The 26,618-nt window shown below is 53.9% G+C and carries 4 protein-coding genes; 3 read left to right on the plus strand and 1 reads right to left on the minus strand.

What is annotated here, in order from left to right; genetic code table 11:
- Positions 1-2: 2 nt before the first annotated feature.
- The gene (locus M1D61_RS05810; protein ID WP_458121519.1) at positions 3-22,556 is read left to right on the plus strand and encodes a non-ribosomal peptide synthase/polyketide synthase; all 22,554 of its coding nucleotides are present in this window, start codon (positions 3-5) and stop codon (positions 22,554-22,556) included.
- 230 nt (positions 22,557-22,786) lie between these two features.
- Here M1D61_RS05810 and M1D61_RS05815 read toward each other — a convergent pair whose 3' ends face one another.
- Entirely contained in the window at positions 22,787-23,875 is a 1,089-nt protein-coding gene (locus M1D61_RS05815; RefSeq protein WP_458121520.1) for an alpha/beta fold hydrolase, read from the minus strand.
- Between the two features lie 493 nt (positions 23,876-24,368).
- On the opposite strand from M1D61_RS05815, the gene M1D61_RS05820 reads away from it, so the two are divergent.
- Both M1D61_RS05820 and M1D61_RS05825 read left to right on the plus strand, forming a co-directional pair.
- Positions 24,369-25,535: an iron-containing alcohol dehydrogenase gene (locus M1D61_RS05820; protein ID WP_046213435.1), complete on the plus strand. Its 1,167-nt coding sequence runs from the start codon at positions 24,369-24,371 to the stop codon at positions 25,533-25,535.
- Between the two features lie 475 nt (positions 25,536-26,010).
- Complete coding sequence (locus M1D61_RS05825; RefSeq protein WP_458121521.1) at positions 26,011-26,568, plus strand: protease; 558 nt, start codon at positions 26,011-26,013, stop codon at positions 26,566-26,568.
- Positions 26,569-26,618: the final 50 nt, after the last annotated feature.

Consider the following 26,618-nt stretch of genomic DNA (forward strand, 5'->3'; position numbering starts at 1 on the left):
AAATGCAGCTATATTCCTTAACGAACGCCCAACAACGGATATGGTACACAGAGCTGCTGTATCCAGGCACTTCCGCATCTCAGCTCTCTGCCACTATTCGAATGACAGGGAAACTGGACCTGCCCACTTTTATGAAGGCGATCAATCTGGTTATTCGCCAGTATGACGCTTTTCGTCTGCGCATTACGACTGTAGAAGGGGAACCTCGTCAGTACGTGGTTCCTTACGAAGAGCAGCAGTTTGAATGTGTAAACCTTGAGGACTTTGGCAGCATGGAACATCTGGAAACCTGGCTGGACGAACAGAAACGCCAGCCGCTGCCGGTGCTGGATGCCTGCATGTACCGCTTCCTATTCGTACGAATCAGTGACGATGAGTACTGGTTGAATATTAAGGTGCATCATATTATCTCTGACGGCATCTCGATGGTATTGTTCGGTAACCAGTTTACCGACTACTATATTGAAATGATGCAGGGTAAAGAGCCGGTGATCCCGGAAGATTGCTCCTATATCGATTATCTGACCGCGGAAGAAGAATATGTACAGTCCGAGAAGTATGCCAAGGATCGCGCTTACTGGATGGACAAATTCGCCGATATCCCCGAGGTCACCGGCTGGAAATCGTACAACCCGATGACAGTCAGCACGGCTGCAGTACGGGAACATTTTGAAGTGCCGGGTTATCTCAAGGACGAGATTCATGCCTTTTGCCGGGAAAACCGGATTTCCTTGTTCCAACTGTTCATGAGCTCCATGTACGTGTACATGCACAAAATGACCAATCAACAGGATATCGTCATCGGTACTTCTCTCGCCAACCGCCGTACCAAAAAGGAAAAGCAGACGATGGGCATGTTTGTCAGTACCATTGCCGAGCGGGCGCTGGTAGACAAAGAGATGACAGTGTTTGATTTTGTCAAAGGGGTCGCCCGTGGACAAATGTCGGTACTCCGTCATCAGCAGTATCCATACAATCAGCTCATTCAGGATTTGCGGGATGCGCATCACCACAAGGATCTGCAGCGGTTATTCGGTGTCTCAATGGAATACCGTCCGATCAGCTGGGTCGACCTGGAAGGAATCCGGATTCTGACGGATTATGACTTCTGCGGAGACGAAATCAACGATCTGGTGCTGCATATTACGGAGATGCTGGATGAGGATCAGATGATACTGCATGTCGATTACCGCAAGGAACTGTTTGACCATGTGGAAATTGCCAATATGGTCGATCATCTGGGCATGATTACGGCACAGATCGTACGTTATCCGGAGATGACGATTGGCGATGTATCGCTGCTGAGTGAAGCGGAACAGCAGCAGGTACTGTCCTTTTCCAAAATGGCTGAAGCGGATTATCCGCGTAAGCAGAATATTCATGGTCTGTTCGAACAGCAGGTGCAGCGCACGCCGCAGCATACCGCTGTGCAAATCGATGAACAGCGTCTTACATATCATCAGCTGAATGAGCAGGCCAACCGTGTCGCCCATCAGCTGCGCACCCGGGGCGTCGGTGCAGACTCCCTGGTCGGTGTCATCGCAGAACGCTCGCTGGAAATGGTCGTGGGTATGCTGGCTGTACTCAAAGCCGGCGGCGCCTATGTACCGGTCGATCCGGAGTACCCGGAAGAGCGTATCCGCTATATCTTGGAAGATTCCGGTGTGCAGATCGTTCTGAGTCAGAATCATCTGCAGGCGCAGATTCCATTTGACGGCACATGGATCAATATTCGTGAAGCGGCTGCTGAAGGAGACAGTTCCAATCTGCCGCATGTATCGGGACCTCGTAATCTGGCTTATGTGATCTACACATCAGGTACGACCGGCAAGCCGAAAGGCACGCTGATCGAACATAAAAACGTCGTTCGCCTGCTGTTTAACGATCAGAACCGTTTTGACTTTGATGATCGTGATGTATGGACGATGTTCCACTCGTTCTGCTTTGACTTCTCGGTGTGGGAAATGTATGGTGCGCTGCTGTACGGCGGCAAGCTCATTATTGTGCCTTCCATGGTCGCTAAAAGTCCCGAATCATTCCTGCAGCTGCTCAAGCAGGAACAAGTCACCATTCTCAATCAGACGCCGACCTACTTTTACCAGCTGATGCAGGCAGAATTGGCTTATACCGGCAGTGAACTGGGTCTGCGTCAAATTATTTTCGGCGGTGAAGCGCTCAGTCCTTATTTGCTCAAGGACTGGCATGACCGCTACCCGAATACCCAGCTGATCAATATGTACGGCATTACGGAGACGACTGTCCATGTTACGTACAAGGAGATCGGTGCTGCCGAGATCGCGGCGGGCAAAAGCAATATCGGGGTAACGATTCCGACGCTCAGCGCCTACATTCTGGATGAGCAGCGCCGCCTGCAACCGGTAGGCATTCCGGGCGAACTGCATATCGCCGGAGACGGTCTGGCCAGAGGGTATCTGAACCGTCCGGAGACGACGGCCGAGAAATTTATCGAGCATCCATTCCAGCCGGGCGAGCGCATATATCGTACCGGTGATCTGGCGCGCTGGCTGCCGGATGGCAATCTGGAATATCTGGGCCGGATCGACCATCAGGTCAAAATCCGCGGTTACCGGATCGAACTCGGCGAAGTAGAAGCACAAATTCTGCGGATTCCGTCGGTGCTGGAGACAATTGTACTGGCACGTCCGGATGAACAGGGGCAGCATCTGCTGTGCGCGTATTACACCGCATCGGAGGAACTGCCTGCGGCAGAGCTTCGTCAGCAGCTGACGGCGGCAATGCCTGCGTATATGGTACCGTCCTACTTTATCCAGCTGGATCGTATGCCGCTCACTTCGAATGGCAAGCTGGATCGCCGCGCACTGCCTGAACCGGTGACCGGTGTACAGTCCGCTGTCGAATATGTGGCTCCCACCACACCGGAAGCGGTGCAGCTGGCAGCACTCTGGCAGGAAATACTCGGCGTGGACCACGTCGGAATGCTCGATAATTTCTTCGAGGCAGGCGGCCATTCCCTGCGCGCTGCCCAGCTGTCCTCGCGGATTCAGCAGCAGTTTGGCTGTGTAGTTTCCCTGCGGGATATTTTCCAGGCACCAACGCTTGAAAGTATGTCCCTGCTGCTGCATGGTCAGATTCCGGCAGTATATGAGTCCATTGCTCCGGCAGCGAAGATGGATCATTATCCGGTATCTTCGGCGCAGAAACGTCTGTATGTACTGAGCCAGCTGGAAGGCGGCGAGACCAGCTACAATATGCCGGGTGCCTTTATGATGGAAGGTCCGTTGGATACGGAGCAGCTGGAAGTGGCTTTCCGCGCATTGATTCGTCGTCATGAATCCCTGCGCACGAGTTTTCATTTACAAAATGGGGAACCGGTGCAGCAGGTTCATGAACAGGTGGAATTCGGCATCGAACATATTGAAGCTGGCGAAGAGCAGCTGGAACAGGTCATTGAGCAGTACGTACGGGCATTCGACCTGAGTAAGGCACCGCTGCTGCGGGTAGGACTCATATCCCTTGGCAGAGAGCGCCATTTGCTGCTGTTTGATATGCATCATATTGTATCCGATGGCATCTCGATTGCGATCCTGACCGAAGAACTGTCCGCTCTCTATGAAGGAGAGGCCCTGCCGGAACTGCGTATCCAGTACAAGGATTACGCCGTATGGCAGCATGAACAGCTGGAGCAGGAGCGGATGAAGGAAATGGAAGCCGCATGGCTTCGCATTTTCGAGGAAGAGATTCCGGCACTGGATCTGCCGACCGATTATGTACGTCCGGCGGTGCGTCATTTTGCCGGGAACCGGATTGATTTTGCAGCCGGGTTGGCAGAAAGTGAAGCGATTCAGCAGTTGACCCGCGAGACCGGTACGACGCTGTATATGGTACTGCTCGCAGCCTATTCGGTACTGCTGCACAAGTACACTGGTCAGAATGATCTGGTGATTGGTTCCCCTGTAGCCGGACGACCGCAGGCAGAGCTGGAAGGCACAATCGGCATGTTCGTCAATACGCTGGCCATGCGTGTGCGTCCGGAAGGAACGCGTACATTCCGCGATTACCTCGCTGACGTGCGCGAGACGGTGCTGCATGCCTTTGACCATCAGGAATATCCGTTTGATCTGCTGGTGGATCGGCTGCAGCTGGATCGTGATTCCAGCCGTAACCCCGTATTTGATACCTTGTTTGTATTGCAAAATATGGATCGCAGCGAGCGGGGAATGGGCGATCTGCGCTTTACTCCATATCCGCAGGAAGTTAATGTCGCCAAGTTCGATCTGTCCCTTAATGCATCCGAGGAAGCGGACGGACTGGCCTTTAGCCTGGAATATGCGACTTCGCTGTATCGCCGGGAAAGTATCGAGCGGCTGGCTGCTCATTTCCTGAAAGTCATTCAGTCGGTCAGCCAGAATGCATCGATTACGCTGAATGAGATCGAGATCATTACGCCGGCGGAGAAGCAGCAGATTGTGGAGCAGTTCAATAACACGACCGTCCCATATCCGCATGACAGTACGATCCATGAGCTGTTCGAGGAGCAGGCCAAGCGGACACCGGATCAGATTGCGCTCGTTACCATGGATCGCAAAATGACCTATTACGAATTGGAGCAGCGTTCTGCTGCACTGGCCCGTACACTGATGGCTCAGGGACTGCAGCCGGAAGAACCGGTAGCGGTCATGAGTACGCGAAGCATCGAGATGGTCGTGGCTCTGCTCGGTATTCTGCGTGCAGGCGGTGCCTATGTGCCGGTCGATCCGGAATACCCGGAAGATCGTGTACAGTATATGCTCAGTGACGGCGGCGTGAAGCTGATGCTCGTTCAGGATTGGGAGATGGCTCAGGGAGACTTTGGCGTCACTATACTGAATCTGCATGATAAACAGGCCTATACGGATGGACATACTCTGCCGCATCCTGTCGGACATGCCGGAGCACTCGCCTACCTGATGTACACTTCCGGTACAACCGGACGTCCAAAAGGCGTTATGATCGAGCACCGGAACGTTGTCCGTCTGGTGAGAAATACGGATTATGTGCAGCTGGATGCATCAACACGCATTCTGCAGACTGGTTCGGTTTCCTTTGACGCATCGACCTTCGAGATCTGGGGAGCACTGCTGAGTGGTGGACAGCTCTATCTGGCCGATAACGATGTCATTCTCGTGGCCGATCAGCTCAAGGAAGCGATTCGCACATGGGAAATCAATACAATGTGGCTGACGTCACCGCTGTTCAATCAGCTGACCCAGCAGGATGATCATTTGTTCACCGGCGTACATACGCTGATCGTCGGCGGTGATGTACTGTCTGTATCGCATGTGAACCGCACACTGGCAAATCATCCGGAATTGACCATTATCAATGGCTATGGTCCAACCGAAAATACAACCTTCTCGACGACACATCGCATCAGCGGACCGATCAGTGGCAGCGTGCCGATCGGACGCCCGATTCACAACTCGACCGCCTATGTGGTGGACAAAGGATTCCATCTGCAGCCGGTAGGTACATGGGGTGAACTACTGGTCGGCGGCGATGGAGTCGGCCGCGGCTATCTGAACCAGCCGGAGATGACAGCGGACAAATTCCTCAAGGACATCATCCGTCCCGGTGAGATCTGCTACCGTACCGGCGATATGGCTCGCTGGCTGCCGGACGGCACGATCGAATACAAAGGCCGGATCGATGAACAGGTCAAAATCCGCGGCTACCGGATCGAACTGCCGGAAATCGAGGCGCAGATTCTCAAGCTGGATGCTATCCGTGAAGCCGCAGTGGTCGTTCATCTGGACGAAACCGGGCAAAAGCAGCTCTGTGCGTATTATGCTGCCGAAACGCAATGTTCACCGGCGGATGTAAGGCAGCTGCTCAGCCAGCAGCTGCCGGGTTATTTGGTTCCATCCTACTTTGTTCAGGTGGACCGGATTCCGTTGACGGTAAATGGTAAAGTCGATCGCCGCGCACTGCCTGCACCGCAGACGGGTGTACAGCAGTCCGGACGTACCTACACCGCACCGCAGACGCCGGCCGAACAGGCGCTGGCCCGTGTATGGCAGGAAGTGCTCGGTACAGGACCGGTAGGGGTACATGATCATTTCTTCGAACTGGGCGGTGATTCGATCAAGGCGATCCAGGTATCTTCACGCCTGCTCCAGGCGGGATACCGGATGGAAATGAAGCAGCTGTTCAAATATTCAACTATTGCCCAGCTCGCTCCGCTGCTGCAGTCGGCTGTACAACAGATCGACCAGAGCGCGGTAGAGGGCGAGATGGTGCTCACACCGGTACAGCGCTGGTTCTTTGAACGGAATCTGCAAGAACCGCATCATTTTAACCAGGCGGTAATGCTGTACCGTGCTGAAAGATTCGATGAATCTGTACTGGAACAGGCTGCAGGCGCACTGGCAGCTCATCATGATGTACTGCGTTCGGTATTTACCGTAACCGAGCAAGGATATCAGGCATGGAACCGTTCCGCAGACCCAAGTTCCCTGTTCAGCCTGAGTGTACATGATTTGCGCGGACAGGAAGATCCGGCTGGTCAAGTGGAGCAGTTGGCAACAGATATCCAGTCCCGAATGAATCTGTCCGAGGGACCGCTGATGCAGCTGGGAATCATGCGCTGCGATGATGGCGATCATCTGCTGGTAGCGATTCACCATCTGGTAGTAGACGGCGTCTCCTGGCGGATTCTGCTTGAAGATCTGGCTGCTGCCTATGAACAGGTGGCTCAGGGGCAGAATGTAGAGCTACCGCTGAAGACACATTCGTTCCGCGAATGGGGTCAGGCACTGGCAAGTTACGTGAACAGTCCACAGATGGATATGCACCGCAGCTACTGGCTGTCCCTGCAGGAGGAGCCGATGGCCGCTCTGCCTGCCGATCATCAGCCGGAGTCGCTGGAACGCAGCGGCAGCCGGTCCGAGACGATCCGCTGGACTGCGGAAGAGACCGATCAACTGCTCCGCAAAGCGCATTATGCGTACCAGACCGAGACGAATGATCTGCTGCTCGCCGCACTGGGGATCGCGCTGAACAGCTGGTCCGGACAGGACCGTTTCCTCGTCAATATGGAAGGACACGGACGCGAGCAGATTATCCCGGATATCGATATTACGCGCACGGTCGGCTGGTTTACGACCCAGTATCCATTCCTGCTGCACGCTAACGGCGAAGGAAGTACTGCCGACTGGATCAAAGGAATCAAGGAAGGACTGCGCCGTATTCCGGGCAAAGGCATCGGCTACGGTCTGCTGACCCGAATGGATGATCAGCTGCCGGCAGATTACCGCGCGCTGACACCGGAGATTTCCTTTAACTATCTCGGTCAGTTTGACCAGGATCTGAGCAATAACGGTCTAGAGCTGTCGCCTTATTCCACTGGTGAAGCGCAGAGCCTGCGCGATTCGCTGGAATACAAGCTCGATCTGAACGGCGCTGTAGTGGATGGACAGCTGGAACTCACCATTACGTACCATGGCGGACAATATGAGTCCTCCACGATCCAACAGCTCGCCGGACAGCTGGAGCACAGCCTGCGTGAAGTACTGCAGCACTGTCTCGCCCAGGAGTACCGTGAGCTGACGCTGAGCGATATTATGGCAAAAGGTATTTCCAATAATGAACTGGAAGAACTGGTACAGCATACACGCAGTATTGGCGAGATCCAGAACATCTACAACCTGACACCTATGCAAAAAGGCATGCTGTTCCATCATCTGCTGGAGCCGCAGGATGGAGCGTACTTTGAACAGGCCGCCTTTGATGTGAAAGGCAGCTTCCAGCCGGAAGCATTCGGTCGCAGTATGGATCTGCTGGTCAGCCGTCATGACATTTTGCGGACCAATTTCCATACCGATTGGGGCAGTGAGCCGCTGCAGACCGTATTCCGTGACCGTCCGGCCGAGCAGGTGTATGAGGATATCCGGGGAATGGATGAGAATGCACAGGCGGAGTATATGCAGACCTTTGCCGCGAGAGACAAGGCGCGTGGATTCGATCTGGCCGCAGGCAGTTTGCTGCGAATCTCCATCCTGCGTACAGGCGAAGAGAGCTTCCGCCTCATCTGGAGCTTCCACCATATTATTATGGATGGCTGGTGCATCCCGCTAATCACCCGCGAAGTGTTTGATTATTACTTTGCTTATATAGAAGGAAAAGAACCGGAACTGAGCGATGTGCCGCCATACAGCGAGTATATCCAGTGGCTGGAACAGCAGGATCACCAGGCAGCGGCAGGTTACTGGAGCCGTTATCTGGAAGGATACCGTTCCCGCACACTGCTGCCGACCATCGCGGCTCCGTCCGCACGAGCGGCTTCTACGGAAAGTGGTTATATCGCCGAGCAGCTGAAATACAGTGCCGGTGAGTCGTTGACCGCCCAGCTGGAGCAGGCTGCCCGTGAACATGGCGTCACGCTGAACATCCTGATGCAATCCGTATGGGGTGTGGCATTGCAGCGGTACAATCATACCCGTGATGTGGTGTACGGTACGGTCGTATCCGGCCGTCCTGCCGAAATTCAGGGTGTGGAGCAGATGATCGGATTGTTCATTAATACGATTCCGGTCCGTGTACAGACGGTACCGGGGATGACATTCCCGCAGCTGATGAAGCAGCAGCAGGAGCAGTACGTCGATGCCCAGCCGTACAGTACACATCCGCTGTTCGAGATTCAGGCGAATACCGGACAGAAGCAGGAACTGGTCTCCCATATTCTCGTATTCGAGAATTATCCGGTCGAGCAGGAAATGGAACAGGCTGGCGGTGAGAAATCGTCATTTGAGATTCAGGATGCCGAGCTGCAGGAGCAGACCAGCTATGACTTTAACCTGATCGTACTGCCGGGACGTGATATGCAGCTGATGTTCCAATACAATGCCGCTGTATACAGTCCCGAAGATATCGAGCGGATGCAGCAGCATGTCGTCTGCCTGCTGGAACAGGTAGCTGCCCGGCCGCAGATCGCGGTGGATGAGCTATCCCTGATTGATGGCGAACAGTACCATCTGCCTGCATGGAGACTGGCGGCGGAATATCCGCAGTCATCGCTGCTGTCCCGTTTGTCCGCTCTGGGACATAATGCAGAGCAGGAACAGGCGTATGAGCTGGTCATCGTCGATCGCCAGCAGCGCCATCAGCCGGTAGGCGTGATGGGCGAGCTGTGCATTGCTGTCGAAGCGCTCAGTGATGATGCTGTTGGACAGCATATCCGTACGCTGGAACAGTCCAATCATCCGCTGCATGATGGCGAGCAGGTGTATCATACGGGTGAGCTGGCCCGCCTGCTGCCGGATGGAACGATTGAATACATGGGCCTGCTGGTTGATCTGGAACTGGCTGGTTCAGCAGCACGGGAAGCGGCGGCATTCCAGGCACCTCGTACAGAGACCGAGATCGCACTGGCCGCGATCTGGCAGGATATTCTCGGTGTCGATAAGATCGGTGTGACCGATAACTTCTTTGACCTTGGAGGTCATTCCCTGCGGGTAGCCCTGATGGCTTCACGCATTCGCAAAGAACTGCATCGCGAGATCAAGCTGCGCGAGGTCTTCGAAGCACCGACGATCGCCGAACTGGCTCTCGTGCTGGATAGTCAGGAACAACAGAGCACAACGGATATTCCGGCAGCGACAGCGCGGGAATACTATCCGTTATCTTCAGCACAGAAGCGGCTGTTCATTCTTGGACAAATGGAAAATGGCAAAGTCAGCTACAATATGCCGGGTGTGATGCAGGTTGACGGGCCGCTGGATCGTACCCGTCTGGAAGAAGCATTCCGCGATCTGATCCGGCGCCATGCATCACTGCGCACCCTTTTCATTACGGTAGAGGGTGAGCCGGTACAGCAGATTCTGGAGCAGGTTCCTTTTGCCATCAATTTTGAGACGGCGAGCGAGGAGCAGGCAGAGCAGTTTATCAGCCAGTTTGTGCGTCCGTTCGATCTGGCCCAGGCTCCGCTGCTGCGTGTAGGTCTGATCCAGCTGGAGGAAGAGCGTCATCTGCTGCTGTTCGATATGCACCATATCATTTCCGATGGTGTCTCGATGAATATTCTGATTGAAGAAGTCGTTCGTTATTATCATGGCGAGCAGCCGGCGCCATTGTCCATTCAGTATGTGGACTATGCCGTCTGGCAGCAGGAGCGTATCCACAGTGAGGCGATGCGTCAGCAGGAAGCCTACTGGCTGGAGACATTCCGCGGCAGTCTGCCGGTGCTGGATCTGCCGACCGATGAAGTACGTCCGGCGTTACGTGATTTTGCCGGTCATACGATCTCGTTCCGTATTGATTCGGAAATGAGCCGTTCGCTGCATGAACTGGCCGCACAGACAGGCTCGACGCTGTTCATGGTTATGCTGGCCGCGTACAAGACCATGCTGCACAAATACACCGGTCAGGAAGATATCGTCGTCGGTTCTCCGGTAGCGGGCAGACCGTATGACAATCTGCAGGAAATGATCGGCATGTTCGTCGGTACGCTGCCGCTGCGCACGTATCCGGAAGGCGAGAAGAGCTTTGCCGATTATGTGCAGGAAGTAAAAGATATCGCGTTGCAGGCATTTGATCATCAGGAGTATCCGTTTGAAGAGCTGGTGGAGAAACTGAATATTCCGCGCGATCTGAGCCGCAATGCGCTGTTTGATACGATGTTTGTTCTGCAAAATATGGAGCAGACCGAGCGTACGATCCAGGGGCTGCAATTTACCCCGTACGAGCTGTCCCATCCGGCAGCCAAGTTCGATCTCACCCTGACGGTTACGGAATCGGATGATGCGCTGGAGTGCACGCTTGAATACGCGACTTCCTTGTACAAACAGGAGACGATCGAGCGTATGGCCGGTCATTTCGTACAGCTGATCCAATCCGCTGTACGGCAGCCGGATGCACCATTGGCCGAGCTGGATATGGTGACCCCGGCGGAGAAAGCACTGCTGATGCTGCAATCGGCCGGTCTGCCTGCAGACTATCCGCGGGAAGAGAGCATTCACAGCCTGTTCACCGCACAGGCGTCACGTACACCGGAAGCGGTAGCGGTTCGTCTGAATGATCAGCTGCTCACTTACGGTGAACTGGATGAACGTACCAATGCATTGGCACGAAGACTGCGTCAGTGGGGTGTAGAGCGTGATCATCTGGTCGCTGTCGTGGCAGACCGTTCACTGGAAATGATCGTCGGCATGATCGCCATTCTCAAGGCTGGCGGCGCATATGTGCCGGTAGATGCCGATTATCCGGAGGAGCGTATCCGGTTCATGCTGGAGGACTCCGGCAGTCAGCTGCTGCTGCTGCGCGGGGAGCTGCGTGATCAGTTTGCTCATTTCACAGGAACGACGATTGAGCTGGACGATGCTGCATCCTACAGCGAGTCGGCGGCACCGCTTCAATCGATCAGCCGTCCGGAAGATCTGGCGTATGTCATCTACACTTCCGGTACAACCGGCAAGCCAAAAGGCACATTGATCGAACATCGCAATGTAGTACGGCTGTTGTTCAATGACCGCAATCTGTTCGACTTTGGTCCGGGTGATACATGGACATTATTCCATTCCTGCTGCTTCGACTTCTCTGTCTGGGAAATGTACGGAGCTTTGCTGTACGGAGGATGTCTGGTGATCGTACCGGCGATGACTGCGAAGAGTCCGGAGCAGTTCCTGCAATTGCTCAAGGATCGTCAGGTCACTGTGTTGAATCAGACACCAACCTACTTCTACCAGCTGATGCAGGAAGAGCTGGGTCATACCGGCAGCGATCTGGGACTGCGCATGATTATCTTTGGCGGAGAGGCACTCAGCCCGGCACTGCTCGGGGAATGGAGAAGCCGCTACCCGCATGTACAGCTGATCAATATGTACGGTATTACCGAGACGACCGTCCATGTCACATACAAGGAAATTACCGAGACCGATATTGCACTCGGCCGCAGCAATATCGGTACGACCATTCCGACACTGGGCGCTTATATCCTGAACGAACAGCGTCATCTGCAGCCCATCGGTATCGCCGGAGAGATGTACATTACCGGTGACGGACTGGCACGTGGTTACCTGAACCGTCCGGAGACAACGGCCGAGAAATTTATCGAGCATGCTTTTGTACCGGGTGAGCGCATGTACCGCTCCGGTGACCTGGCACGCTGGCTGCCGGATGGCAGTATCGAGTATCTGGGCCGGATCGACCATCAGGTTAAAATTCGCGGCTACCGGATCGAGCTCGGTGAAGTGGAATCCAGACTGCTGCAGGTAGATGCTGTCCGGGAAGCAGTCGTTATCGCTCATACCGAAGCATCCGGGCAAAAGTCACTGGCCGCCTATTTTACAGCGGATACTCCGCTTACTGCCAGCACGCTGCGCAGTGAAATGGCGAATGAACTGCCGGGTTATATGATTCCGTCCTATTTTGTGCAAATGGAACAAATGCCGCTGACGCCAAACGGCAAGCTGGATCGCCGCGCACTGCCGCAGCCGGAAGCCGGCGTCTGGACCGGTGCTGCTTATGAAGCGCCGCGTACACCGGCCGAGGAAGCGCTGGCTCAGGTATGGCAGGGCATTCTCGGAACACAGCAGATCGGGATTCATGATCATTTCTTCGATCTGGGTGGCGATTCGATCAAGGCTATCCAGATTTCGTCCAGACTGTTCCAGGCCGGATACAAGCTGGAGATCAAGGACCTGTTCAAATATCCGACGATTGCCGAACTGAGTCCACATCTGCAGGCCGCCGGACGTATGGCCGAGCAGGGCGAGATTACCGGAGCCGCCGAACTGCTGCCGATCCAGCACTGGTTCTTCGAGCGTCATCTGGCCGAGCCGCATCATTACAATCATGCTATTATGCTGCATCGTGCAGACCGGTTCGAAGAGCAGCCGCTGCGAATGACGATGGATGCGGTAGTGAAGCATCATGATGCACTGCGCATGATTTTCCGCAAGGGAGAACACGGGTATACCGCCTGGAATCGCAGTGCAGGCGAAGGTGCACTGTATACATTGAACACATTGGATATCCGCTTCGCCGCAGATCCGGAAGAAGTAATTCGCAGCGAAGCGAATCGCGTACAATCCAGCTTTGATCTGACACACGGGCCGCTTGTGCAAATGACATTGTTCCAGGCCGTGGATGGAGATCATCTGCTGATCGTTATTCATCATCTGGTCGTCGATGGCGTCTCCTGGCGGATTCTGTTCGAAGATATTGCGACAGGGTATGAACAGGCATTAAATGGACAGACTGTAGCACTGCCGCAGAAGACCGATTCCTATCGTCTGTGGGCGAACGAGCTGGCTGAATATGCTGCCAGTTCTGCGCTGGAACAGGAACGCAGTTACTGGAATGCGATCAGCGGAGGCTATATCGCACCGCTGCCAAAAGATTACGATGCCGCACCGGGTACGGTCGCTGACAGCGAATCGGTACAGGTGTCCTGGTCCGCCGAAGATACGGAGCTGCTGCTGCGTCAGGCGAACCGTGCGTACTACACCGAGACCAATGATCTGCTGTTGACTGCACTGGGCATGGCGCTGCGCGACTGGGCGGGTACGGAGCAGGTGCTGATTAATCTGGAAGGCCACGGGCGTGAGATGATTCTGCCGGATATGGATATTACCCGTACGGTCGGCTGGTTTACGACCCAGTATCCGGTTGCCCTGCACGTACCGGAGCATGTGGATATCTCTCCACTGATCCGTCAGGTCAAGGAAACCCTGCGTGCCGTTCCGGAGAAAGGCATCGGCTACGGACTACTGAAGTATATGAATGGTCAGGGTCTGGCTGCAGATGCTGCCGAGCCGGAAGTTTCCTTTAACTATCTGGGACAGTTTGATCAGGATCTGGACAACAACGCACTGAGCATATCGCGTTACAGTGTGGGCGAGTCGCTGGGCAGCCAGACACCGCTGCACTATGCACTTGATCTGAACGGTATGATCGCAGAAGGACAACTGTCGATCTCCATTATGTACAGCCGCAACCAGTATCAGCCGGAGCGCATTCGTCAACTGGCGGATATGTTGAAATCCCGTTTGACTATGGTCATCCGTCATTGTGCAGTTCAGGAGCAGCCGCAGCTGACTCCAAGTGATCTGCTGTTCAAAGGATTGACGATTGCCCAGCTGGATCGTCTGCTGGAGCGTACGTCATCAGCCGGGGAACTGGAAGATGTGTACCAGCTTACTCCGATGCAAAAAGGAATGCTGTTCCACAGCCTGATGGAGCCGGACAGTGTGACTTATTTTGAACAGGCCAGCTTTGAACTGCGCGGTCAGGTCAATGTCAAAGCGTTCCGGGGAAGTCTGCAGGCACTGATGAGCAGACATGCTATCCTGCGCACCAGCTTCTACAGCAATATTCATGATGAGCCGCTGCAGGTCGTATTCCGTACGAGAGAGATGCCGGTCGATTATATGGATTTGCGTTCCCTTTCCGGGGCAGAACAGCAGCAGCGGATGCAGCAGTATGAAGCGCAGGATATGCAGCGCGGATTCCAATTGGATACCGACCCACTGATGAGAGCGACGATCTTCCATCTGGATCATGGCTGCCGGGTACTGTGGAGTTTCCATCATATTATTATGGATGGCTGGTGTATCCCGATTGTCACCGGCGAGATTTTCACTCATTATACGGCGCTGTGTCAGGATCAGCAGGCTGAACTGCCGCCTGCACCGCAGTACAGTACGTATATCGAATGGCTGAACCGGATGGATCAGGATGCCGCTTCGTCTTACTGGCAGCATTATCTGGCTGATTATGAAGGACATACTCTGCTACCGGAGACATCCAAAACATCCGGTGGCGCCTATGTGCTGGAAGAGCAGATTCTGCAGCTGGGAAGTGAACTGACTGCCCGTCTTGATCAGATTGCAAGGCAGCACCAGGTAACGGTCAATACACTGCTGCAATCGGCGTGGGGCATTATCCTGCAGCAGTATAACAGAAGCAGGGATGCGGTATTTGGCGGCGTCGTCTCCGGTCGTCCGGCAGCGATTCCAGGTATCGAGGACATGGTCGGACTGTTTATCAACACCGTACCGGTCCGCGTGCAGTCACTGGCAGACGATACCTTTACCGGCGTGATGCGCCGTGTGCAGGAACAGTCGCTGGCTGGCGGCAGCTATGATACGTATCCGCTGTACGAGATCCAGAATTATACCGAGCAAAAGCAGGATCTGATCTCGCACATTATGATCTTTGAGAATTATCCGCTCGATGAGCAGGTGGAACAGTCCGGTAATGAAGATGCAGATGCACTGGAAGTGGCTGATTTCCAAATGTTCGAGCAGACCAACTATAATTTTAACCTGATCGTTATTCCGGGACAGGATATTCGTATCTGTCTGCGCTATAACGCTTCGGTGTACCAGCAGGATACGATTGCCCGCACCCGTGGACATCTGCTGCAGTTGCTGGAACAGGTAGCTGCACAGCCGGAAATACCCGTCGATCAGCTGGCATTGATCACGCCTGCCGAACAGCAGATGCTGCTGGAGACATGGCATGGCATGATTACGGATTATCCGCTTGACCGCTGCATCCATCATCTGTTCGAAGAACAGGCACGCCGGACACCGGACGCTATCGCTGCTGTCTGCGGAGAGCGCCGTGTGACTTTCCGCGAGCTGGATGAGCAGTCGAATCGTCTGGCCAATCACCTGGCAGCCCGCGGACTGGGCAAAGGAAATACGGTCGGTCTGCTGCTGGACCGTTCGCCGGAACTGATCGTCTCGATCCTGGCGGTACTCAAGCAGGGCGCCGTGTTCATCCCGATTGATCCGGAGTATCCGCAGGATCGTACGGAATATATTTTGCAGGATTCCGGTGTACAGATTTTGCTGACCCAGCGCCATCTAAATGGAACGGTAGCCTTTGACGGACTGACCCTGGAAGTGGATCAGCCGGCAAGCTACAGCGATAATGCAGAGCGTCCGGATGTACAGGTCGTGCATGAAGATCTGATCTACATGATCTATACTTCCGGTACAACCGGCAAGCCAAAAGGAACGATGATTACACATCGAGGGCTGCTCAACTATATCTGGTGGGCCGAGAAGGTGTATACCGACGGTACAGCCATGAGCTTCCCGCTGTACTCCTCTATTTCCTTTGACCTGACGTATACGTCGATCTTCACACCGCTCATTACCGGCGGCCAGATCGTTATCTACGATGCGGCCGATAAAATTGGCGTTATCCAGCAGATCGTGCGTGAGAACGCAGTGGATATTCTCAAACTGACACCGACGCATCTGAGCTTTTTCAAGGACATTCAGCTGCCGGAGCAGTGCCGTATCCGCAAGTTTATCGTCGGCGGGGAGAATCTGAACACCCAGCTGGCGCATGCAATCCATGAAATGTATAACGGAGACGTGGACATTTATAACGAATACGGTCCGACCGAGACGGTAGTTGGCTGTATGATTCACCGCTATGACCCGGCTACCGATCAAGGTGAATCCGTACCGATCGGTCTGCCGGCGGACAACTTTAACATTTACCTGCTGAATGAACAGATGCAGCTTGTGCCGGTAGGTGTAGGCGGAGAAATGTATATTAGCGGCGATGGTGTGGCACCGGGTTATCTCAACCGTCCGGAGTTGACAGCAGAGCGGTTTATGGACGATCCGTTCGTACCGGGCAGACGCATGTACCGTGCCGGTGATCTGGCGAGACGACTGCCGTCCGGAGCGATCGAATACCTCGGCCGGATGGATCATCAGGTCAAAATTCGCGGTTATCGCATTGAGCTGGGCGAGGTGGAAGCCCGCCTGCTGGATCTGCCGACCGTCGAAGAAACGATCGTAGTCGCCTGGAAAGACCCTGCCGGTCAGACATCCCTGTGTGCGTACTTTGTCGCAGACCGTGAATGGACGATCAGCGAACTGCGCGAACAGCTGGCCCGTGAGCTGCCATCCTATATGATTCCGTCGTACTTTGTACAGCTGGATCGGATGCCGCTGACACCAAACGGCAAGCTGGATCGCAAAGCGCTGCCGGACCCGGATCTGAGCACACTGTCCAGCAGCACCGCCTATGTGGCACCGCGTAATGAAGCGGAGCAGGCACTGGCCGAGGTATGGCAGAGCACACTGGGTACAGCCGCTGTCGGCATCCATGATCATTTCTTCGAACTGGGTGGCGACTCGATCAAGGCGATCCAGGTCTCTTCCCGCCTGCTCAATCTGGGCTACAAGCTGGAGATCAAGAACCTGTTTACATTCCCGACGATTGCCGAGCTGGCTCCTCAGCTGAGCCAGGTTCGTCATACCGCCGATCAGTCGGAAGTGACCGGTGAAGTGAGACTGACCCCTGCACAGCAGTGGCTGTTCGAGCATCAGCAGCAGGATCTGCATCATTTCAACCAATCGGTTATGCTGTATTATCCGGGTCACATGGATAAGGCCGCTCTGGAAAAAGCCATCGTGAAAATGACCCATCATCATGATGCTCTGCGTACCGTTATCCGGATGCAGGATGGTCAGCGAACCGCATGGAACCGCAGTATACAGGAAGGTCCTTTCCATACGCTGGAAATCGTGGACATCGCGTCCGCTTCCGATCCAGAGTCCGCGGCGGCAGCACATGCCCAGCGGATTCAGGAAAGTCTGTCGATTACCGAGGGACCGCTGATAAAGCTGGCACTATTCCAGGATACAGACGGAGATCATCTGCTGATCGTAATTCATCATCTGGTCGTCGATGGCATTTCCTGGCGCATCCTGCTGGAAGATCTGGAAAATGGCTATGAACAGGCCTGCCGCGGCGAAAGTATCAAGCTGCCGCAGAAGACCGACTCCTATCGCGCCTGGGCGGACGGAATTGCCCTTTATGCGGATAGTGAGCAGGCAGAGGTAGATCGCCGGTACTGGTCACAGCTGCCGGATCAATTTGCCGAGCTGCCCAAGGATGAAGATCATCCGGTACTGCATGTACAGGACAGCGAATCGGTTACGGTCGAGTGGAGCAGGGAAGTCACTGCCCAGTTCCTCAAAAAGGCTTATCGTGCCTACAATACCGAAGCCAACGATCTGCTGCTGACCGCGCTTGGCATGGCGGTTCGACAGTGGAGCGGAATCGAACAGATAGCGATTATCCTGGAAGGTCACGGACGGGAAGAACTGGTACCGGATCTGGATATCAGCCGCACCGTGGGCTGGTTTACCAGTCAGTATCCGGTCGTGCTGGATATGTCCGAACTGGAGCCGGGTGCAGCGATCAAGACGATCAAGGAAGGACTGCGCCGCATTCCGAACAAAGGGGCAGGCTATGGCATTCTGAAATACATGTCTGTCAATGAAAGCCAATGGACGAACCGCCGCGAACCGGAGATTGCCTTTAACTATCTGGGCCAATTCGATGACGGACAGACCGATGGACTGCTGCAAATGTCCACCTATCCGACCGGACGCGAAGTCAGCGGACAGATGATCCAGCATCAGGCACTGAATATGAACGGCCTGATCGCAGATGATGTACTGAAACTGACAATCAGCTACAACCGTCGTCAATTCCGCAAGGAAACGATAGATCGTCTCGCCAGCCTGCTGCAGCAGCGCTTCAGCCAGGTTATCGAACACTGCGTATCCAGACAGCGTACATCACTCACACCGCATGACGTACTGCTCAAGGAAGCGACCCTCGAGCTGATCGAGGCACTGGAAGTGCAGACTGCTTCCATTGGTGAGATGGAGAATATGTACTCCCTGACACCAATGCAAAAAGGGATGCTGTTCCACAATCTGCTGGATTCCCGTTCGGAAGTGTATTTTGAGCAGGGACGATTTGAACTGCAGGGCAGCTTTGATATCGCCGACTTTGAACGCAGCTTCAACCATATGATTCAGCGTCATGCCATTCTGCGCACCAACTTCTATAGCGGCTATCATGATCTGCCGGTGCAGGTGGTGTTCAGGGATCGTCCTGTCCGGATTGCCTATGAAGACCTGCGCAGCTGGAGCGGACATGAACAGCAGCTGCAGATCGACGCACTGATGACCAAGGACAAGCAAAAAGGATTCGATCTGGCCCGTGATCCGCTGCTGCGTGTAACGGTGATGCAGACCGCAGACGATTGTCATCTGCTGTTGTGGAGTTTCCATCATATTATTATGGATGGATGGTGCATGCCGCTCGTGATCCAGGAAGTATTCGATACGTATGCCGCACTGCATGAAGGCCGCGTACCGGAGCTGCCGGATACCGTACCATACAGCCGTTATATCCAGTGGCTGGATGAGCGCGGAGAAGCAGAAGCGTCCGCCTACTGGAAAGAATACCTGTCCGGTTATGACCGTCAGACGCTGATTCCACAGGCACGCCTGCAGGGTCAGTCCAAGCAGTACCAGTCCGAGAAAATGGAATTCACTCTCGGTACAGCGCTGACTGAACGTCTGGAGCAGCTGGCCAAGCGCCACCGGGTAACAATGAACATTCTGATGCAATCCGCCTGGGGTCTGGTGCTGCAGCGGTATAATGCCAGCCGTGATGTGGTCTTTGGCAGCGTCATCTCCGGGCGTCCCGCCGAGATTCAGGGCATTGAGAGCATGATCGGCCTGTTTATCAATACCGTGCCGGTTCGTGTGCAGGCGCTGGAGGAAGACAGCTTTGCCGATATGCTGGTACGCCAGCAGCAGCTGTACGTACAAGGTCATGATTATGACTTCTATCCACTATATGAAGTACAGGCACAGAGCGATCAGAAGCAGGAACTTATCTCGCATATTATGGTATTTGAGAATTATCCGGTTCAGGAAGAACTGGATGAGCGCCAGGTCGGTGGCAAGTCCGGCTTTGAGATTACCGATGTGCAGATGTTTGAACAGACGAACTATGACTTTAACCTGATCGTCATGCCGGGGCCGAATCTGCAGGTATTGTACCGCTACAACGGTATCGTGTACGAGCAGGAAAGCATTGAACAGATTCAGGCCCATCTGGTACAGATTCTCGAAGAAGTGGCTGCCGATCCTGCCATGCCGGTGAACCGGCTGGATATGATGACCGCTGCCGAACAATCGATGATTCTGGATCAGTGGAACGACACGGCAGCGCCAATCCGCACCGACAGCACGCTGTACAGCGTACTGGAAGAGCAGGCTGCACGTATGCCGGATCATCCGGCACTGATCAGCGGCAGTCAGCAGCTCACCTATGACGAGCTGAACCGCAGAGCCAATGCACTGGCACGTACCCTGCGGGCGGGCGGAGTCACACCGGATCAGCCGGTGGCGATCATGCTGGAACGTTCTCTGGATATGATGGTCGGTATTCTGGCGATTCTCAAAGCCGGCGGTGCCTATGTACCGGTTGATCCGGAATTCCCGGAAGAGCGGATTCGCTACATGCTGGAAGATTCGGGAGCCCAGCTGATGCTGACTCGTGCCGCATGGCAGAATCTGATTCCGCTGGCCCATATTCAATTGGTCGATATCGATGATGCTGCCAGCTATGCTGCAGACGAGTCCAATCTGGAGCCGCTGTCGAGACCGGAACATCTTGCCTATATCATCTATACTTCCGGTTCCACCGGCCAGCCAAAAGGGGTCATGATTGAACACCGCTCTGCAGTCAATCTGCTTGATCAGCTGCAGGCCGATTATCCGATGCAGCCGGGCGACCGTTTCCTGCAGAAGACGACGATCACGTTTGACTTCTCCATTCCGGAGCTGTTCAGCTGGTTCTTCGGCCCGGGCACACTCGTTATCCTGCCGCCAGGCGATGACAAGAATCCGGCTGCTCTGCTGGAAGCGATCGAGAAGCAGCGGATTACGCATCTCAATCTGGTGCCGTCGATGCTGCAGATTCTTGTGCAGCAGCTCAAGGTCAACGGACGTGACAGTATGCGCAGTCTGAAATACCTGTTTGCCTGCGGTGAGATTCTGCCGGCGCGTCTGGTCGGTGAATATTACAAAGTCTCTCCGCATGGACGACTGGAAAATATCTATGGCCCGACCGAAGCGACCGTATATGCAACGCGCTATACAACAACACCGGCCACAGCGGCACTGCCGCTCGTACCAGTCGGCAAGCCGTATGGCAATATGGAAGTGCTGGTCGTGGACGAACATGCTAGGCTCGTACCGGTCGGCGTACCAGGGGAACTCGTGATTGCCGGTAAAGGTCTGGCGAGAGGCTATCTCAACAAGCCGGAGCTGACCGCCGTACAGTTTGCCGCCCATCCGTACAAGCCGGGCGAGCGCATTTACCGGACTGGTGATATGGCCAGATGGCTGCCGGACGGCAATATCGAATATCTGGGACGGATGGATCATCAGGTCAAAATCCGTGGTTACCGGATTGAACTGGGTGAAGTGGAATCGCAGCTGCTGCGCATTCCGGCAGTACAGGAGACCGTCGTACTGGCACTCCAGGATGCAGGCGGAAGCGCCCAACTTTGCGCCTACTTTGTCGCCAGTCAGCCGCTGAGCGCGGGAGAACTGCGCAAGGCACTGGCCGAGGAACTGCCTGCCTACATGATTCCAAGTGCCTTTATCCAGTTGGAACAGATGCCGCTGAATGTGAACGGCAAGTTGGATCGCAAAGCACTGCCTGCACCGGAGCAGCTGCTGCAATCGTCGACAGACTACGTCGCACCGGCCACCGCGCTGGAACAGCAGCTGGCTGATATGTGGAGTGACGTGCTCGGTGTGGAACATGTCGGCATGAACGATAATTTCTTCGAACGGGGAGGACATTCACTCAAAGTGCTGACGCTGATTCAGCGGATTCAGCAGGAACTGAATGTGGAGATCGGTCTGCAGACCGTATTTGCTCATCCGGTACTGAAAGACCTGCTGCTGCAGCTGGATCAGAGCGCATCCGGTGACAGCAATGCGGAGGAAGAGATGGAGATCATCCGCTTCCACAGCCGCAGCGACCGCAAAGTATTCTGCTTCCCGCCTCGGGTCGGTTACTCGCTCGGTTATTACGAGATGGCCCGTGAACTGCAGCAGGATGCGGAAGTGATCGGTCTGGAGTTTATCGGTGACCGTCTGCAGGGTGAAGGGATGCTGGAGCAGTATGTGGATACCATTACCGGTATTCAGCAGCAAGGTCCGTATGTGTTCCTCGGATATTCCCTTGGCGGCAATCTGGCCTTTGAAGTTGCCCGGGCGATGGAGGCACGCGGATACACCGTGAGCGATGTCATCATGGTCGATTCCATGCGCAAGACAGCTCCGGATGAGATGACTCCGGTAGAAATGGAGCATATCGTTGACACTGTACTGAACAGCGTAGCCGATCAATACCGCGAGTTCCTGGAGAACCCGGATGATCGCGAGGCAGTACGCAGCAAGATGCTGGTTTATTCCGCTTACCGCAACGAACTGATCAATGCCGGTGAGATCCGTGCCAATATTCACGCACTGATCGCCGAAGTGGATTGCAGCGGTTCACAGCCTACAGATCATCTGAAGTGGCAGCAGTCCACTTCCGGTGGGTACGCCGAATATCCGGTAGAGGGTACCCATGATGTACTGCTGGATTCGGAGTATGTGGGAGTCAACACATCCGTTATCCGCCAAATTCTGGCGCAGACGGCTGTACAGGCTGAGCAGGAGAAGCCAATCCTGTCCTGACCGTTGATAGTAAACCAATTCATGGATACCGATGTTTGAACAGGTATTTCGGCGCCGAACCGTATGGGACTGTATAGCGATCCCATGCAGTGAAGCTGACATTATCACAGGACCGTATGTGAAAACAAAAAGGAACACGCTGGGCCTCAGTCAAACCCAGCGTGTTCCTTTTTTATGTTCGCTTCCAAAGGATTTTCCAATTTGGAATTCGGTGATATTCAGCTGTCTGATCAGGAAGAGGCGACAGCCGCTCCTTTGCTGCCGCCAGCAGGGGATTTCTCCCGAATCTCTGCCAGCAGCTCTTCGATCACCCGGATAACCAGCTTGGGTTGATCATGAATAATCATATGTTCACTTTTCTTGGCTATGATCAGTTTGCTGTTATGGGAAATGGAAAGCATCTCACGCTGGCCAATCTGCCAGCTCTGCTCGATCTTGTCATTGGCTTCCTTGCTGATCCCAAAGCGGGTCAGATCCTGTTCCTGCCCGCGTGCAATCACCCGGACCGGCAGATCACCAAGATTCTGATCGCGAATGGCATCCTCGGTCGTACGGGCAAGCTGTCCTTCTTCGGAGACGGCTTTAAAGTATTTCGGCGACGCGACCACATTGACGAAATCCTTGCGGTCTTCCGGCTCTACCCTTCCGGTCAGCATGAAGTTCGGGAACAGGCGGAAAGCCCCTACCTCCGTCAGGAAAATGGAAATATACGGAGACGGCGTGGAACTGCCGGCATGCTCTTCTTCATAGATCGCTTCAGTTCGTCGTGCATCATTTTCAGGCCGTGCATCAATAAGAACCATACCGGCTACTTCATCCGGATACGTCTGGGCGAACAGCCGGGTATACATGCCGCCGAGTGAGTGACCGGCGAGCAGATAGGGACCGCGAATATCGGCTTTTTGCAGGGCGGTGTGCAGCTCCTTGACGATATTCTGTCCGGTACGCGGCAGCGGGCTGCTGTCACTCCAGGCATATCCTGCACGGTCATAGGTGACGACGGTGGCGCCTGTAGAGGCCGCCAGCTGCTCGGGAATCTGCCTCCAGGATAGACTGGACTCTCCGCTGCCAGCTTCCAGCAGGATGGTCGGCGATCCGCTGCCATAAGTGTGCACATGCAGCCGGTAACCGTTAATGTCGATCATTTTGCCGGGCGGCGGATAGCTCGCCTGGGATTGCCTGGAAGCGATATGTTCATAAATGAATCCTGCTGCCAGCAGCAGAATGATCACTCCAACCAGCGAAATAAAAGTGCGGAGGAGGATTTTTTTCCAGGAGCGTCCGCTTTTGCGGGGTCCTGCAGAGTTGGATGTTTTCATAAGTAGGGTAATCCTTTCCTTCAATAATAGGCATTGCAAACAGGCGTTGCAGAAAGCACGAAGACGTTACAGATCGATAGAGAACTTTGAATATCGACAAAAGCCTTGCAGATCCGTAGAGGTTCCATGGATACAACCTTCGTGCTTTATTTAGAATGTCCACAACCTCTACTCGTATATTGGACAGGAAGAGGAATTTTTAACTACTTATTCAGCATAATCGCCCAATATCAATCTCTGGGTGGAGTCACAGAAGGAATAGGAAGCGCAAAGGAGGAGTTCTTTTCGTTTGGTATGAGAATTTTGTGGTTAAATCAGCAAAGGGAACAAGCTGGATTTTGTTTTTGCGGCGCAAAGGTGTATACTTGTAAAGTAGTGAGAAACCGTAACTTACTTATTAGTTACTATCAATATTCTGATCTTCAAACCTGAATGAGTGTGTTTCTCACGGAGTTCCCCAAATCTTATATCCTGTAAGGGAGGCTATTCTCAGATGAAATCATTTGAATTTTATAATCCAACCCGCCTTATCTTTGGTAAAGGCCAGCTGGAGACATTGAAGCGTGAAGTACCGAAATACGGTAAAAACATACTGCTGGTATACGGCGGCGGCAGCATCAAGCGTGCCGGACTGTACGACCAGGTTGTTCAATACTTAAAAGAGATTGATGCCAATGTAACCGAGCTGGCAGGCGTAGAACCAAACCCGCGTCTGTCCACTGTTCATAAAGGTGTAGAGCTGTGCAAAGCCAACCAGATCGATCTGGTACTGGCTGTCGGCGGCGGCAGTGTTATCGACTGTGCCAAAGCGATCGTCGTAGGCGCCAAATACGATGGTGACATGTGGGATATTATCGAACGCAAAGCCGCTCCACAGGGCGCACTGCCACTTGGCGTAGTGCTGACCATGGCAGCGACCGGTTCGGAAATGAATTCCGGTTCCGTTATTACCAACAGCGAGACTCAGGAGAAGCTTGGCTGGGGTTCCCAGTATTCCTTCCCGGCATTCTCGATCCTCGATCCGGAATTTACGTATTCCCTGCCGAAGGATCAGACGGTATATGGTGTGGTGGATATGATGTCCCACGTACTGGAGACGTATTTCCATCCCGAGCAAAACACACCGGTACAGGACGGCTCCTGTGAGTCCGTACTGCGTGCCGTGATCGATGCCGCTCCTCACCTGATCAATGATCTGGAGAACTACGAGCTGCGTTCCACCATCATGTACTCCGGTACAATGGCGTTGAACGGTGTGCTGAGCATGGGCGTAACCGGTGACTGGGCAACCCACAATATTGAGCATGCGGTATCCGCAGTGTACGATATCCCTCATGGCGGCGGTCTGGCGATCCTGTTCCCGAACTGGATGCAGTACAACCTCAAAGTGGACCCTTCCCGTTTTGCCAAGCTGGCTGTTAACGTATTCCACGTTGACCCTGCAGGCAAGAGCGATGAAGAAGTGGGCGCAGAAGGTATCCAGGCACTGCGTGACTTCTGGACATCCATTGGTGCACCTAGCCGTCTGGCCGATTATGATATCGATGACAGCCAGATCGACCTGATGGTCGAGAAAACACTGAAATTCGGTCCTTCCTTCGGTAACTTTGCCAAACTGCAGGCAGACGATGTACGCGAAATCTACCGTATGTCCCTGTAAGCAGCAGACATTTCGAGATCTATCCGTACCTTTATCACAGCATTTATGCAGCAGCAGATCAGTAATACGAACCTGCTGCCTGTATAAGGCTGGATCGGAATAAAGGATGGTGTTAATATCAATTCAGCACATATATAGCCAAAAGCACTGTTTCCTCGATCCTCAGGATCGTTTGGAAACAGTGCTTTTTTGTGTTCAGTCAGTAAGAGTTGTATTTGTTTTTTTGTAACTGCACCTATTGGTTGTAAATGTACCTATTGGTTGTAATGGCACATATAACGTGAAGAGATAAGAATCGAATGAAGGTGTTATTTTGACATAACTATTCCTTTTAAAGGTAAAAAAATGCAACTTCACGCCATATAATACGTAAATATCGGTATATCGCCAATTATCAGCCCTATTCGCCTGTTATCGTATACCATTCTTACAGGCTGCGGCGGTCATGTCAGAGAAGGGAAAGGAGCGAGCATTTATGGAAACGCTATATTGGACCTGTCTGATTATCGGAGCGGTATATGCGCTGTTCAGTCTGCTTTTCGGTGACCTGCTGGGTGATGTGCTGGGCGGATTGGAGCTGCCCGGACCGGACGTATTCAAGCCGGTCGTACTGGCAGGCATGGTCACCGTATTTGGTGGAGCAGGTATTTTGCTGGCCAGGTATACGGAGCTGTCGCTTGGCGTGGAGCTGTTACTATCCATTCTGGCGGCGGTTGCAGGCGCGTTGTTTGTATTTTTTGCCTATGTCAAACCGATGGAGAACAGCGAAGTATCCACGTCCTATTCGATCCGGGAGATGATCGGGCGGATCGGGGAAGTGACCATACCGGTTCCCGGTCAGGGATATGGCGAAGTCATGATCAAAGTCGCAGGTGGCAATACGGTACATATCGCGTCCAGTTTTGAGCACTGTCCTATCGCGGCAGGTGTCCGTGTCGTCATCATAGAGGAGTCGGCAGGTGTACTGGCAGTGGCGGAATTTGAGCAGAATCAGGCAGCGGACCCGCTGGAACAACCAATAAAATCATTATAGTGCTGCAAGAATAATGTATGACTGCTTGTGCAGTGCCGTCAGAAGTAAAA

It is taken from the genome of Paenibacillus sp. Z6-24, from assembly GCF_054161335.1.